Below are 14,448 nucleotides of genomic sequence, written 5' to 3' on the forward strand. Positions count from 1 at the left end.
GCCACCGGGCCACCGGGCCACCGGGCCACCGGGCCACCGGGCCACTGGGTCGCGGTGCCTCCGGCCGGCGAGCGGCCCGGGACCCGCCGGCCCGCGCAGCCGCCGCGGCGGGTGCCTGCGTACAGACCCTCCCGGGACGGGCGCCGTCACCGGCGGGGCAGCCGGTCGCCCCGCCCGTACCCCCGGCTGCGCGCCGGGTTTCGCCGGGTTCCCCGGATGTGCGTACGGCCGTAAACGCCGACGTGAGGAGGGGTGCGGAGGCGGGGCCAGACGGCCCTTTGGCCACCCGGCCCGGTGAGTGCGGCGGGCCCGGCGCGACATCCGGGCGGCAGAAATGGCACTTGTCGGGTTACCGTTCGAGTGGCCGTTGCGGGCTTCTGCCGTTTGACACGGGGGCGGGTTGTACCGTCACACTCCGCAGCGTCGCCGTACTGCGACCGAGTGCCGACCGGAGAGAAGAGCCAAGTTGTCCCCGACTAGCGAGACCGCAAAGGGCGGCCGCCGACTCGTCATCGTCGAGTCCCCTGCCAAGGCGAAGACGATCAAGGGCTACCTCGGCCCGGGATACGTCGTCGAGGCGAGCGTCGGGCACATCCGCGACCTCCCCAGCGGCGCGGCCGAGGTGCCCGACAAGTACACCGGTGAGGTCCGCCGCCTCGGGGTGGACGTCGAGCACGACTTCGCGCCGATCTACGTCGTCAACGCCGATAAGAAGGCCCAGGTCAGGAAGCTCAAGGAGCTGCTGGCCGAGTCCGACGAACTCTTCCTCGCCACCGATGAGGACCGCGAGGGCGAAGCCATCGCGTGGCACCTGCAGGAAGTCCTCAAGCCCAAGGTCCCCGTCCACCGGATGGTCTTCCACGAGATCACCAAGGACGCGATCCGCGACGCCGTCGCCAACCCGCGCGAGCTCAACCAGCGCATGGTCGACGCCCAGGAGACCCGCCGCATCCTCGACCGCCTCTACGGCTACGAGGTCTCGCCGGTCCTGTGGAAGAAGGTCATGCCGAAGCTGTCGGCGGGCCGCGTGCAGTCGGTGGCCACCCGCATGGTGGTGGAGAAGGAGCGCGAGCGCATCGCCTTCCGCTCCGCCGAGTACTGGGACCTGACCGGCACCTTCGCCACCGGCCGCGCCGGCGACCCGTCCGACCCCTCCACGCTGGTCGCCCGCCTGAACACGGTCGACGGCAAGCGCGTCGCGCAGGGCCGCGACTTCGGCTCGACCGGTCAGCTCAAGGGCGAGGTGCTGCACCTCGACGAGACGAACGCGCGGGCGCTGGCCGCCGCGCTGGCGGAGACCTCGTTCGCCGTCAAGTCGGTCGAGTCCAAGCCGTACCGCCGCTCCCCGTACGCCCCGTTCCGTACGACGACGCTCCAGCAGGAGGCCTCGCGCAAGCTCGGCTTCGGTGCGAAGGCGACGATGCAGGTCGCGCAGAAGCTGTACGAGAACGGCTTCATCACCTATATGCGTACCGACTCCACGACGCTGTCGGACACCGCGGTGACGGCGGCCCGGGCGCAGGTCACGCAGCTCTACGGGGCCGAGTACCTGCCGGAGAAGCCGCGCGTCTACGCGGGCAAGGTCAAGAACGCGCAGGAGGCGCACGAGGCGATCCGTCCTTCGGGTGATCGTTTCCGCACCCCGGCCGAGACGGGCCTGACCGGCGACCAGTTCCGCCTGTACGAGCTCATCTGGAAGCGGACCGTCGCCTCCCAGATGAAGGACGCGGTCGGCAACTCGGTGACCGTGAAGATCGGCGGCCGGTCCGCCGACGGCCGCGTCGCCGAATTCAGCGCGTCCGGCAAGACGATCACCTTCCACGGCTTCATGAAGGCCTACGTCGAGGGCGCCGACGACCCGAACGCCGAGCTCGACGACCGCGAGAAGCGCCTCCCGCAGGTCGGTGAGGGCGACGCGCTGTCGGCCGAGGAGATCACGGTCGACGGCCACGCGACCAAGCCGCCGGCCCGCTACACCGAGGCCTCGCTGGTCAAGGAGCTGGAAGAGCGGGAGATCGGCCGCCCGTCGACGTACGCGTCGATCATCGGCACGATCCTGGACCGCGGGTACGTCTTCAAGAAGGGCACGGCGCTCGTGCCGTCCTTCCTGTCGTTCGCCGTGGTCAACCTGCTGGAGACGCACTTCGGGCGGCTCGTCGACTACGACTTCACCGCCAAGATGGAGGACGACCTCGACCGCATCGCGCGGGGCGAGGCCCAGTCCGTGCCGTGGCTGAAGCGCTTCTACTTCGGCGCGGAGGACGCGACCGAGGTCGTACCGGCCGACGGTGACGCGCTGGGCGGTCTGAAGGAGCTGGTGACCGACCTGGGCGCGATCGACGCCCGGGAGATCTCCTCCTTCCCCGTCGGCGAGGGCATCGTCCTGCGCGTCGGCCGCTACGGGCCGTACGTGGAGCGCGGTGAGAAGGACGCCGAGGGCCACCAGCGGGCGGACGTCCCGGAGGAACTGGCCCCCGACGAGCTGACGGTCGAGTACGCGGAGGAGCTCTTCGCGAAGCCGAGCGGTGAGTTCGAGCTGGGCAAGGACCCGATCAGCGGGAACGAAATCGTCGCGAAGGACGGTCGCTACGGGCCGTACGTGACGGAGATCCTGCCCGAGGGCACGCCGAAGACCGGCAAGAACGCGGTCAAGCCGCGGACGGCCTCGCTGTTCCAGTCGATGAGCCTGGACACGGTCACGCTCGAGGACGCCCTGCGGCTCATGTCCCTTCCCCGGGTCGTGGGCGTGGACGCGGAGGGCGCGGAGATCACCGCGCAGAACGGCCGCTACGGCCCGTACCTGAAGAAGGGCACGGACTCGCGGTCGCTGGAGACCGAGGACCAGCTGTTCGCCATCACCCTGGAGCAGGCGCTCGCGATCTACGCGCAGCCGAAGCAGCGGGGGCGCGCGGCCGCGAAGCCGCCGCTGAAGGAGCTGGGGACCGACCCGGTGAGCGAGAAGCCGGTGGTCGTCAAGGACGGCCGCTTCGGCCCGTACGTGACGGACGGCGAGACGAACGCGACGCTGCGGCGGGACGACGACGTCGAGACGATCACGCCGGAGCGGGGCTACGAGCTCCTCGCGGAGAAGCGCGCGAAGGGGCCGGTGAAGAAGACGGCCAAGAAGGCTCCCGCGAAGAAGGCCCCGGCGAAGAAGGCGACGGCGACGAAGACCGCTGCCGCCAAGAAGACGACGGCGGCGAAGAAGACCACCGCCAAGAAGACGGCCGCGAAGAAGACGGCGGCCGCTGCGGCGGACGAGTAGTCGCCGAGTAGTCACAGACAGGGCCCGTGCGATGCGCACGGGCCCTGCGTGCCTTTCCAGCCGTCCGGCGTTTGAGGACCTGGGTCTGGGGCGGAGCCCCAGAAGCGGCTCGGGGCTGCGCCCTGGGAACGGTGGAAGGGCGGGTAGGGGACCGGCCCCGCGCAGCGGCCCCGGCCCCGGGCGTGCCCCCGGAGAGGCGGCACCGGCCCCCGGCGTGCCCCCCCCCGGAGAGATGGGTCGGGGGTCACACCGGACCTTGTCCACAGCCCTCCGCACCCGCCAAGCGCAGCGGATAGGCTGGGCGGATGACGCGAGCCGAGCAGCCAACGGTCGTGACCGCCACCACTACCGCTCCCACCGCCCCCACCGCCCCGACCTACGACGAAGCCCTCGCCGCGGACTCCCGCGAGCGGGCGGTGCGCGCCCTGCTGCGCACTCCCAGGCTGCGCCGTCTGTGGAGCGCCCAGCTGGTGAGCGGCATCGGTGACGCCCTCGCCCTGCTGGTCCTGGTGGTGCTCGCCTTCCAGGCGGCCGTGGACCAGGACTCCTTCGGCGGGGGGTACACCGGCTGGGCCCTCGCCGTCGCCGCCGTCTTCGGCGTCCGCGTGCTGTCCACCGTCCTCTTCGGCGCCGTCCTGCTCGGGCCCCTGTCCCAGCTCACCGCCCCCGGCGGCGCGCTGGACCGCCGCTGGACGATGATCGGCGCCGACGGGATCCGGCTCGGGCTCTTCGTCGTGGCCCCGCTGTGGCTCGACTGGATCGGCGCCCACGCGCTGACCGCCCTGCTCGCCACCGTCTTCGTCTCCGGCGCCGCCGAGCGGCTGTGGGCGCTGGCCAAGGACAGTGCCGCGCCCGGCCTGCTGCCGGCGCCGCCGCCCGAGGGGGCGACCGTACGGCCGCTGCCGGACCACCTGGACGCGCTGCGCCGGCTGAACCTGCGCACCTCTTTCGCCGCCCTACCGGTCGCCGCGGCCGCGCTGCTCGCCGCGACCCTGATCGGCAAGGCCCTCGGCCTCGGTGTCGGCTGGTTCGCCGAGAACCAGGCGGCGCTCGGGTCCTATGTGGCCTCCGGACTCTTCGCGGCGTCCGTGTCCCTGTTGCTGCCGCTGGTGCTGCCCGCGACGAAGACCCCGCGTCCGCGCTCCCCGCTGGAGGGGCTGCGCGCGCCCAGGGCGGGGGACCGGCCGGAGAAGGGGCGCACGGGGGCCGTCCCGCTGTTCGTCCTCGCCTGCGCGGCCGTCGCCGGAGCCGTTGCTTCCGCCGCCGCCGTCGCGGTCCTGCACGCCACCGACCTGGGGGGCGGAGCGGCGGCGTTCGCGCTGTTCGTACTGGCCCTGCTCGGCGGCACCGGCCTCGGCATCCGGGCCACCCAGGCCGGCAAGGTCCTCCCCGCCCTGTCCCGGCGCCGCCTGCTGGCCCTGGCCATAGCGGTGGCCGGCCTCGCGCTGCTGCTGACGGGGCTTGTTCCGGACACCTCGACCGTGGTGTTCCTCTCGCTGCTCGCGGGGGTCGCCTCGGGCGTCGCCGCCAGCACCGGGCACACACTGCTGGACCAGGAGACCGAGGAGTTCCGCCGGGCCCGGGTCACCGAGCACCTGCAGGCCGTCGTCCGGGTCGCCGTGGCCGCCGGGGCCGTGGCCGCACCGGTGCTCGCCGCCCTGATCGGCCCGCACCGGCTGGCCGCCGGCGAGGTCGTGTTCGCGCACGGCGGCGCGGCCTTCACGCTGATGCTGGTCGGCGCGTTGCTGCTGCCCGTCGCCGTGGTCGTCCTGGCCAAGGCCGACGACCGCAGCGGCGTACCGCTGCGGCGTGACCTGCGCGAGGCGCTGCGCGGCGGGGAGCCGGTCCAGGCGGCGTCCGACGCCGGGTTCTTCATCGCCCTGGAGGGCGGCGACGGCGCCGGCAAGTCCACCCAGGTGCAGGCACTGGCCGACTGGATACGGGACAAGGGCCACGAGGTGGTCGTCACGCGCGAGCCCGGGGCCACCCCGGTCGGCAAGCGGCTCCGCTCGATCCTGCTCGACGTGTCCTCCGCCGGTCTGTCCAACCGCGCCGAGGCCCTGCTGTACGCGGCCGACCGCGCCGAGCACGTGGACACCGTCGTGCGGCCCGCCCTGGAGCGCGGCGCGGTCGTCATCACCGACCGCTACGTCGACTCCTCCGTGGCCTACCAGGGCGCCGGCCGCGATCTGTCGCCGACCGAGATCGCCCGCATCTCGCGCTGGGCCACGGACGGGCTCGTACCGAATCTGACCGTGCTGCTCGACGTGTCGCCGGAGGCGGCCCGGGAGCGGTTCACGGAGGCGCCGGACCGGCTGGAGTCGGAGCCGGCGGAGTTCCACCAGCGGGTGCGGGCCGGATTCCTGACGCTGGCCGCGGCCGATCCCGGGCGCTACCTGGTGGTCGACGCGGCCCAGGACCCGGAGTCCGTCAGCACGGTCGTGCGCCACCGCCTGGACCGGATGCTCCCGCTCTCGGAGGCCGAGGTGGCCGCGCAGGCGGAGGCCCGCCGGCGCGCCGAGGAGGAGGCGAAGCGCCGGGCCGAGGAAGAGGCGGCGCGCAAGGCCGAGGAAGCCCGGCTGCTGGCCGAGGAAGAGGCCCGCCAGGCCCGCGAGGCGGAAGAGGCCCGGATCGAGGCCGCGGCCGAGGCCGCCCGCAAGGAGCGCGAGGAGCGGCTGCGCGCCGAGGAGGAGGCCCGCGAGCGGGCCGAGGCCGAGCGGCTGCGGCTGGAGGCCGAGGAGAAGGCCCGCGCGGTGGAGCGGGAGCGGCTGCGCAAGCAGGCGGAGGAGGAGTCCCGGCTGCGCGCCGAGGCCGAGGAGCGCCGCCTGGAGAAGCAGCGCAGGGCCGAGGAGGCCCTGCTGAAGGCCGAGCAGGCGCGGCGGCTCGCCGCCGCCGCTGCGGCCGAGACGGCGGCTCAGGCCGCTGCCGCGGCGGCTGCCTCCGCGGCGGCTGCTTCGGCGTCCGTGCCGGCTGCCGCTGCTCCCGCCGCTGCGGCTCCCGGCGCGCCGGAGGTGCCGGCGGCCCCCGCCGCGCCCGCGCCCAAGGCGGACCTGCGCAAGGCCGATCTGCCCGAGGCCCATCTGCACGAGGCCGATCTGCGCAAGGCCGATCGACGCGATGAACCGCACCGCGACGAGGCCGTGACGATCGAGACTCCGGTCGTCAAGCGGGTCGTGCAGCCCGACGACGTCACCCAGACGGTCCCGGTCCCGAAGGTCGATCCGGCCGCGGAGACCTCGGTGCTGCCGCCGGTCCGCGCGACGAGTCCGGCCGACGAGACGGCCGTACTGCCTCCCGTACGCCCGACGGGCGGCGGTGGCGATGGCGGTACGGGTGCGGGTGCGGGCACGGGTGCGGAGGCTCCGCGGTCGCCCAGGGCCGGGTACTCCGCGTCGCGGCCGACGACCCGGCGGCCCGAGGAGAACCCGGCCGACCGGGTCCCGCCGGGCATCTTCCGCGACGCGGGCGACGACGCGACCCGCGAGCTGCCGGTCCTGGGCGAGGACGGCCGGCCCCGCCGGGCCCGCTCGGACTGGGCCGAGGAGACCCCGCTGGACGATCTGCCGACGCTGGCCGACGAGCTGCTGGGTCCGCGCCGGGACGACGAGGACGAGCAGGGCCGGGGACCGCGCCGCCGCTGACGGCGGTGGGGGCACTGACGGTGGCAGTGGCGGCGGGCTGACGGGGATTGTCAGTGGGAGCCGCCACACTGGGTGAGCAGGCACGGACGGTACGCGAGGGGAAAGGTGGTGGGCGGGATGCCCGTATGGGACGACCTGGTGGGACAGGAGCGGGTCCAGACGCAGCTGGCCGCCGCCGCCCTCGACGCCGACGCGCTGGTCACCGCCATCGAGGCGGGGACGGAGGCGCCGGCCGCCTCCAAGATGACGCACGCCTGGCTGTTCACCGGCCCGCCCGGCTCCGGACGGGCAACGGCCGCCCGCGCCTTCGCGGCCGCGCTCCAGTGCACCAGCCCGGACCGGGCCCTCGGCGGGGCGCCGGGCTGCGGGTTCTGCGACGGCTGCCACACCACCGTGATCGGCACGCACGCCGATGTGGAGATCGTGCGCACCGACCAGCTGTCCATCGGCGTGAAGGACACCCGGGCCCTGGTCCGCCGGGCGCAGCTCTCGCCGGCCGTCGGGCGCTGGCAGGTCATCGTCCTGGAGGACGCCGACCGGCTGACGGAGGGCGCGGGCAACGTGCTGCTCAAGGCCGTGGAGGAGCCCGCGCCCCGCACCGTGTGGCTGCTGTGCGCGCCCTCGCTGGAGGACGTGCTGCCCACCATCCGCTCCCGCTGCCGGCACCTGACGCTGCGCACCCCGCCGGTGTCCGCCGTCGCCGAGGTGCTGGTGCGGCGCGACGGCATCGAGCCGGCCGTCGCGCAGGCCGCCGCCCGGGCGACCCAGGGGCACATCGGCCGGGCCCGGCGGCTCGCGACCGACGAGGCGGCCCGCTCCCGGCGGGCCACCGTCCTGAGGCTGCCGATGCGCGTGGACGACGTGGGCAGCTGCCTCAAGGCGGCGCAGGAGCTGGTGGACGCCGCCGCCGAGGACGCCAAGCAGGTCGCGGAAGAGGTCGACGTCAAGGAGACCGAGGAGCTGAGGGCGGCGATGGGCGCCGGAGCCGGTACGAGCGGGCGGATGCCGCGCGGTACGGCGGGCGTGATGAAGGAGCTGGAGGACCGGCAGAAGCGCCGGCGTACGCGTACGCAGCGCGACACCCTCGACCTGGCGCTGACCGACCTCACCGGCTTCTACCGGGACGTGCTGGCCCTGCAGCTCGGCTCTTCGCTGGCCATCGCGAACGAGGAGATACGGCACGACCTGGACCGCATCGCCCGGGAGTCGGGCCCCGAGCGCACCTTGCGGCGCATCGAGGCGATCATCGCGTGCAGGCAGGCACTGGACCGCAATGTGGCCCCGCTGCTCGCGGTCGAGGCGATGACGATGTCCCTGCGGGCGGGCTGAGCCGGCTGAGTCTGCCTGCGGCGGGGTGAGTCGGCTGCGGCGGGGTGAGTCGGGCTGAGTCGGGCTGAAGAGCCCTGAGGTAGGTGGCCTGCGTTCCGTGGGCCCTCACCGGTCCGGGCGGTGCCCGCTGTCCGTCGTCGAGTGCGGACTCTCAACTCACGTTGACGGCTTCACCCGTTCGAGGGGTCCGGGTGGTGCGTCCGGGACGGCGCCGGTCCGTGCGGGGCGGCGGCCCTTGCCCGGGCGGCCGTCCGCCGCCCGGCGTGGAGGTCACCGCTCCGGCATGCCCGCAGGCCGTAGGCTCCGGGGATGGACACCAGCCGCCTGCTGCGCACCACCGGAACCGTGTTCGCCGCTGCGGGGCTCCTGCTCTCCGGGTGCACCTCGGGCAGTTCGGGGGGACCCCGCGCCGCGGCCTCGTCCAGCGGGGGTTCCGCCGTGCCGTCGGCCGCGCCGACCGGGATCCCGGCAGCGCTGCGCCCGTACTACGACCAGAAGCTGAGCTGGCGCGAGTGCGGTGTCCCGGGCTTCGACTGCACCACCATGAAGGCCCCGCTGGACTACGAACACCCCGGGTCCGGCGACATCGACATCGCGGTGGCCCGCCGCAAGGCCACCGACCCCGCCAAGCGGCTCGGCTCACTGGTGGTGAACCCGGGAGGCCCGGGCGGCTCCGGCATCGGGTACCTCCAGGCGTACGCGGGCATCGGATACCCGGCGCCGGTCCGTGCCGCGTACGACATGGTCTCCTTCGACCCGCGCGGGGTGGACCGCAGCAGCCCCGTGGAATGCCTGACCGGGCCGGCCATGGACAAGTACACGCAGGTGGACCAGACGCCGGACACCCCGGCGGAGCAGGCGCTGCTGGTGGCCTCCTTCAAGGAGTTCGCGGCGGCCTGTCAGACGCACTCGCAGCGGATCCTGCCGCACGTGTCCACGATCGACGCCGCCCGCGACATGGACGTGCTCCGTGCGGCGCTGGGCGACGAGAAGCTGAACTACGTCGGAGCCTCGTACGGCACCTTCCTCGGCGCGACGTACGCCGACCTCTTCCCGGGCCGGGTCGGCCGGCTGGTCCTGGACGGGGCGATGGATCCGTCCCGTCCGGCGCTCGAACTGAACCGGGACCAGACCGAGGGCTTCGAGACGGCCTTCCGCGCCTTCGCGGCGGACTGCGCGAAGCAGCCGGACTGCCCGCTCGGCCAGGGCAGCCCGGAGGCGGTGGCGGAGCGCCTGAAGGAGTTCTTCCGCAAGGTCGACGCCCAGCCGGTGCCCACCACCGACCAGGCCCGCCCGGCGCTCGGCGAGTCCCTGGCGACGACCGGGGTGATCGCCGCGCTGTACGACGAAAACGCCTGGCCACAGCTGCGCGAGGCGCTCACCGCCGCGATCAAGGGCGACGACGGCAACGGCCTGCTGGCCCTCGCCGACAGCTACTACGAGCGCGAGCCGGACGGCAAGTACGCCAACCTCATGGCCGCGAACGCCGCCGTGAACTGCCTCGACCAGCCCCCGGCCTTCGACGGCCCCGGAGGCGTAGAGAAGGCGCTGCCCTCCTTCGAGAAGGCCTCCCCGGTCTTCGGCCCGGGCCTCGCCTGGGCCTCGCTGAACTGCACGTACTGGCCGACCAAGGCCACCGGCACGGCCCGCGCCCTGACCGCGAAGGGCGCCCCGCCGATCGTGGTGGTCGGCACCACGCGCGACCCGGCGACCCCGTACAAGTGGGCCCAGGCCCTGGCCGGTCAGCTCGACTCGGGCGTCCTGCTGACCTACGACGGCGACGGCCACACGGCGTACGGCCGGGGCAGCGACTGCATCGACTCGGCGATCAACACCTACCTCCTGCAGGGCACCGCGCCGACGGCCGGCAAGAAGTGCTGACCCCCACCGGGGCGGCGCCCGCACCACCTGCACGACCTTGTTCGGGGCACCCCGTTTAACCCTGTAGACTTGGCGCCGCTGCTGATGAGAGGCTCCCACCAGGGAAATTCTTGTCTTCCCAGCGGTGCCGCCTTAGCTCAGCTGGCCAGAGCAACGCACTCGTAATGCGTAGGTCTCGGGTTCGAATCCCGAAGGCGGCTCTGTAGAACCCCCAGGACTCACTCGCCGTGACCTGGGGGTTTTGCTATTTCCGGGGTCGGTCCCCGCTGACGGCCAGACAGCAGAACCCGTCGGCCGTCCAGCGAAGGCCGGACGACCCGGGGTTCGGTCGTCCGGCCTTCGCCGCGGGGTCACAGCGCCGTGTCAGGTGCGGGCGCCCGGGTCGTGCTTGCTCAGGGACGCCTTGACCGCTCGGGCGTAGGGGCCCTCCCACCACGGGATCGTTTCCACCAGGACCGGTTTGGTGCCGGAGGCCAGGACGAGTGCCCGGCCGGGGGGCATCGCGCCCAGGTCGGAGACCTTCAGGACGCGGTCGCGGCGTACGGACTCGTTCATGGTGCGGTTGCCGGACCAGCCGCCGGCCTCCGCCTCGCGGGTCGTGGTGAACTCGCGCAGTTCGTACTCGCCCGCCAGCTCGGACAGGTCTCCCAGGAAGCGGGTGTCGGAGACGCCGCCGCCGTAGACCCGCACGTTCGCGGCCGACCAGAGCTTCTCCATGCCGCGTTCGCCCCACACTTCGATGCCCTGGTCCCAGGACTGGAGGATCGTCATCAGGACGATGCCGCGCGAGCCGTAATGCGAGTAGAGGTCGGGCAGGGCGCGCCAGCGGCAGACGTTCGCCGCCTCGTCCAGGACACCGACCAGCGGGCGCGAGAGCCGGCCGCCGCGCTGGGTGGTGGCGTACTCCTCGGCGGCCTCGACGACGGCCACGGTCAGGGCGGTCACCAGCGGACCCGCCGAGTCGCTGCCCTCGCGGGAAAGCGAGTAGAGGGTGGAGTCGCTGCGGACGAACTCGCGGGGGTCGAACTCCGGACGGTCGTCGTGGGGGGAGGCCGGTGTCACCCACCGGTTGACCTCGGGGTTGATGAGGCAGGACGCCATCTGCTGGGCGACGCCGTAGATGCCGCTGCGCTGCTTGTCCGGGGCGGTGATCACGCCGGCCAGGGAGTCGGCCGGCATGAGCTGTCCCGCGCCGCGCAGGATGCGCTCCGGGGTGTCGTCCTTCGGGTTGGCCAGCCAGGTGTAGATCTGGGTGATCGAGGACTTGGCCGTGGCAGCCGCGAGCAGGAGGTTGGCGAGCAGGTCCTGTCCGGCCGGGTCGAAGTACGCGTCCGTCGATGCGTCGGCGTCCCGCGAGCCCGACGCGAAGTGGTCGGCCAGCTTGCGGGCCTTGGCGATGTCGGTCACGTACGACAGGGGATCCCACCACCAGGCGGGTGGCTCCTGGGCCACCTGTTGCGGGTCGAAGACCCAGACCGGACCGCGCGCCTCGCGGGGGCCGCGGGTGGCGTCGACGATGTCCCGCTTGTTGGAGGTGACGAGCACCGCGCCGGGGGCGTCGAGGATCGCGGGGATGGCGCGTCGGGTCGTCTTGCCGGTACGGGGGCCCCAGATGTCGATGTGCATGTCCTCGAAGGAGCCGTACAGCGGCTGCCGTCCCCGCAATGAGCGGCCGATGAAGACGCCGGGCACGTTGCTGTGCACGCCGAGTCGCTCGGCGGTCGCGGCGGCGCCCTTCATGGTGAGCTTGCCGAGTTCCTCGCCCTGCGCGAGATGGCGGGCCGCGCCGTCCACGTCGGGCTTGTTGCGCATGCGCAGGCGGATCCGGTACACGGCGGTCGCGGCCGCGCCGAGCAGCAGCGCCTCGCCGGCCGCGACGGCGTTCGCCGCACCGCCCGGCCACGCGTAGTCGCCCTTGACCAGGGCCACGGCGAAGGAGAGGGGGTTGCTCGGCGGGGCTGGTTCACCCCCGAAGGACGCGGCGACGCGGGTGGCGAGCCAGGCGCCGCAGAGGAGGGTCAGGACCGAGACGACGAGCAGGACGATCTCGTTCGTCCAGTCCTCGTCGGAGCGGGGCTTCTTCTGTTGTTGGACGGTCATGGTCAGGCCTTTCCTTCCGCTGGGGCGGGCGTGGTACGGAAGGCGGAGGGACCCTTCTCCTCCGGGCCCCCGCAGCGGGCGGCCAGCCCCGGGGCCGGTACGGCCGTGCTCGCGAGCGCGAGCGCCCTGCGCTTGTTCATCGACACCCTTGTCCTCTGCGCATGTTTCTAGCTGCCGCCGGCCTCGGCGGGGTTGGTGCCCGGCGGGATCGGCACCCGGTACACGGCGGTGATCGGGTCCTGCACGTCCCAGGTGCTGAACTCGACGTTCTTGCCGGGGCGGGGGGCGTGGAGGATCTTCTTGCCGGCCGGGTCCCACACGATGCCCACGTGCTCGGAGCCCGCGCTGCTGGGGTGGAAGAAGATCAGGTCGCCGGGCCGCGCCTGGCTCAGATCGATCTTGTACGCACGGAGCCGGTCTTCCTGCTCGTAGGTGGTCGAACCAATGTTGATCTTGCCGCCGCTGGCCTGGTAGTAGATCCACTGCGTGAAGCTGGAGCAGTCGAAGGAGACCGGGCTGTCGCCCTGGAGCCGTGGGGCGCCCCAGACGTACGGCTGGCCGATGCCGCGCTGCGCCCAGCGCAGTGCCGCCCGCACGACCGGGTCGTCGGCTCCCGGCAGTACGCCGGTCACGCCGGCGCCGTCCGGGGGAACCGCGGTGCCCTTGCCGTTCTTGGCGCAGTCGGCGTAATCGGCGTCCTTGCCCTTGCCGCCGCCGGGAACGGTGCCGTAGTCGGGGTTGGCCGAGACCTTGCCCTGCAGCCAGTCCTCCGGGTCGACCATGCCGGGACCGTTGTCCTGGCCGGGGACGAAGGGGTTGTCGACGCCCGGCATGCGTACCTCCCAATGGAGGTGGGGGCCGGTCACGTTGCCGGTGGCGCCGACCGTGCCGATCTGGTCGCCGCGCTTGACGGTGCTGCCCACCGAGACCGAGATGGTGGTCTGGTGCGCGTACAGGGTGATGACGCCGTTCGCGTGCTCGATGTCGGTCTCGTTGCCGTACGAGCCGCCGTTGCCCGCCTTCACCACCTTGCCGTCGGCAGGGGCGTAGATCGGGGTACCGCTGGGAGCGACCAGATCGAGTCCGGTGTGGTACCCGAGACTCCAATGGGGGCCGCTCTCGTGGTACTTGGTGCCGATCTGATACGTGCCTTCCTTCAGCGGCCACTGCCAGCTCTTGCCGTCCGTGGCCGGTGGGTCGGCGGCCGGCTTGAGCAGCGGACGGGAGAAGGCGGCCGGTTCCATCCTGTTCGCCGTGTCCTGGCTCCCTCCCGTGTCGCCGCCGTAGGGCGGGGTGGACCAGGAGCGGGGCGGGGACGCCTTGATGCTCAAGGCCTCGTTCGGCTGGGCGTCGTTGCCGACCGGCTCGGGGATGTCCGAGCGCTGTCCGAGGGTGGGGAAGCCGGGGTTCTTCTCGACGGTCGTCTTCAGGTGGGCGTACCAGCCCTCGATCAGGCTCTTCTCGCCGGTGAGGTTGCCGCGGTAGCGGGCCGCCTGGGTGAGGACCACCCGGGGGTAGACGGTGTTGTCCTTCGTCGAACCGGAGTAGGACAGCAAGGCGTCCCAGGGCTTCGTCTCGGCCTTCATCGCGTGCAGGAAGTTGGCGGCGGCGAACGCCGCGTCGTCGATGTTGTAGAGGTCCTTCTTGCCGTCGCCGTTGCCGTCGCCGCCGTAGTCGTGCCAGGCGTCGTCGCCGAACTGGAGCAGGCCCATGTAGCCCGCGCTGTTCTTGCCTCCCGGCGCGGCGGACGGGTCCTGGCCGAACTTGGTCTCCTGGTACATCTGCCCGACGATCAACGTCCAGTCGAGTCCCTCGTAGCGGGCCGCGGCCCGCATCGCGGCCAGGATCATCCGCGGGGGTATCTCGTTGCGGGCCGTATCGCTGGGCATGTAGACCTTGCCGGCCGGCATGATCGGGTTGGTGGCCGCCTGATCACCGGTGTTGCCCCCGGCCGCGTTCTCGCCGTAGTTGCCGCAGGCCGCCTGCGCGGCGCCGCTGCCGAGGCCGCCCACCAGGGCGCTGATCATGACGATGGCGAGGAAGCCGACGGCGCCGATCGGCAGCAGGCTGCCGCCGCCGAGGATCAGCATCCACTTGCCGTTGCTCTTCTTCTTGCCGCCGCCGCCGCCGTCACCGCCCTGGCCGCCCGCCAGCTGGGCGGCCGCCTTGGCCGATTTCGCCACCTTGGCGGCCTTCGACGCGGCCGCCAGCACGGCAGGAGCCACCATCGAG

Annotated in this window: 7 protein-coding genes and 1 tRNA gene; 5 read left to right on the forward strand and 3 right to left on the reverse strand. The window is 72.9% G+C overall.

The window, feature by feature from the left end:
* Positions 1-466 precede the first annotated feature (466 nt).
* The 5 genes from topA to OG904_RS16115 all read left to right on the forward strand — a co-directional run bounded on the left by topA (position 467) and on the right by OG904_RS16115 (position 10,316).
* Complete coding sequence (topA, locus tag OG904_RS16095) at positions 467-3,265, forward strand: type I DNA topoisomerase (RefSeq protein ID WP_405491482.1); 2,799 nt, start codon at positions 467-469, stop codon at positions 3,263-3,265.
* Between the two features lie 305 nt (positions 3,266-3,570).
* The gene (gene tmk / locus OG904_RS16100; RefSeq protein ID WP_405491484.1) at positions 3,571-6,906 is read left to right on the forward strand and encodes a dTMP kinase; all 3,336 of its coding nucleotides are present in this window, start codon (positions 3,571-3,573) and stop codon (positions 6,904-6,906) included.
* Between the two features lie 117 nt (positions 6,907-7,023).
* Positions 7,024-8,235: a DNA polymerase III subunit delta' gene (locus OG904_RS16105; RefSeq protein ID WP_405491486.1), complete on the forward strand. Its 1,212-nt coding sequence runs from the start codon at positions 7,024-7,026 to the stop codon at positions 8,233-8,235.
* A gap of 309 nt (positions 8,236-8,544) precedes the next feature.
* Positions 8,545-10,116 (forward strand): alpha/beta hydrolase, encoded by a 1,572-nt coding sequence (locus tag OG904_RS16110; RefSeq protein WP_405491488.1) that lies wholly within the window; start codon positions 8,545-8,547, stop codon positions 10,114-10,116.
* A gap of 126 nt (positions 10,117-10,242) precedes the next feature.
* Positions 10,243-10,316 (forward strand) — tRNA-Thr (locus OG904_RS16115).
* A 163-nt stretch (positions 10,317-10,479) separates the two neighbouring features.
* On the opposite strand, the gene OG904_RS16120 is transcribed toward OG904_RS16115, so the two are convergent.
* From OG904_RS16120 to OG904_RS16130, 3 genes are read right to left on the reverse strand one after another with little or no spacing between them, the layout of a single operon-like run.
* Entirely contained in the window at positions 10,480-12,216 is a 1,737-nt protein-coding gene (locus tag OG904_RS16120) for a type IV secretory system conjugative DNA transfer family protein (RefSeq protein ID WP_405491490.1), read from the reverse strand.
* A gap of 2 nt (positions 12,217-12,218) precedes the next feature.
* Positions 12,219-12,356 (reverse strand): hypothetical protein, encoded by a 138-nt coding sequence (locus OG904_RS16125; protein ID WP_405491492.1) that lies wholly within the window; start codon positions 12,354-12,356, stop codon positions 12,219-12,221.
* A gap of 27 nt (positions 12,357-12,383) precedes the next feature.
* Positions 12,384-14,444 (reverse strand): peptidoglycan DD-metalloendopeptidase family protein, encoded by a 2,061-nt coding sequence (locus tag OG904_RS16130; RefSeq protein ID WP_405491494.1) that lies wholly within the window; start codon positions 14,442-14,444, stop codon positions 12,384-12,386.
* Positions 14,445-14,448: the final 4 nt, after the last annotated feature.

Origin of the sequence: Streptomyces sp. NBC_00096, from assembly GCF_045041305.1 — a bacterium.
Taxonomy (GTDB): Bacteria; Actinomycetota; Actinomycetes; order Streptomycetales; family Streptomycetaceae; genus Streptomyces.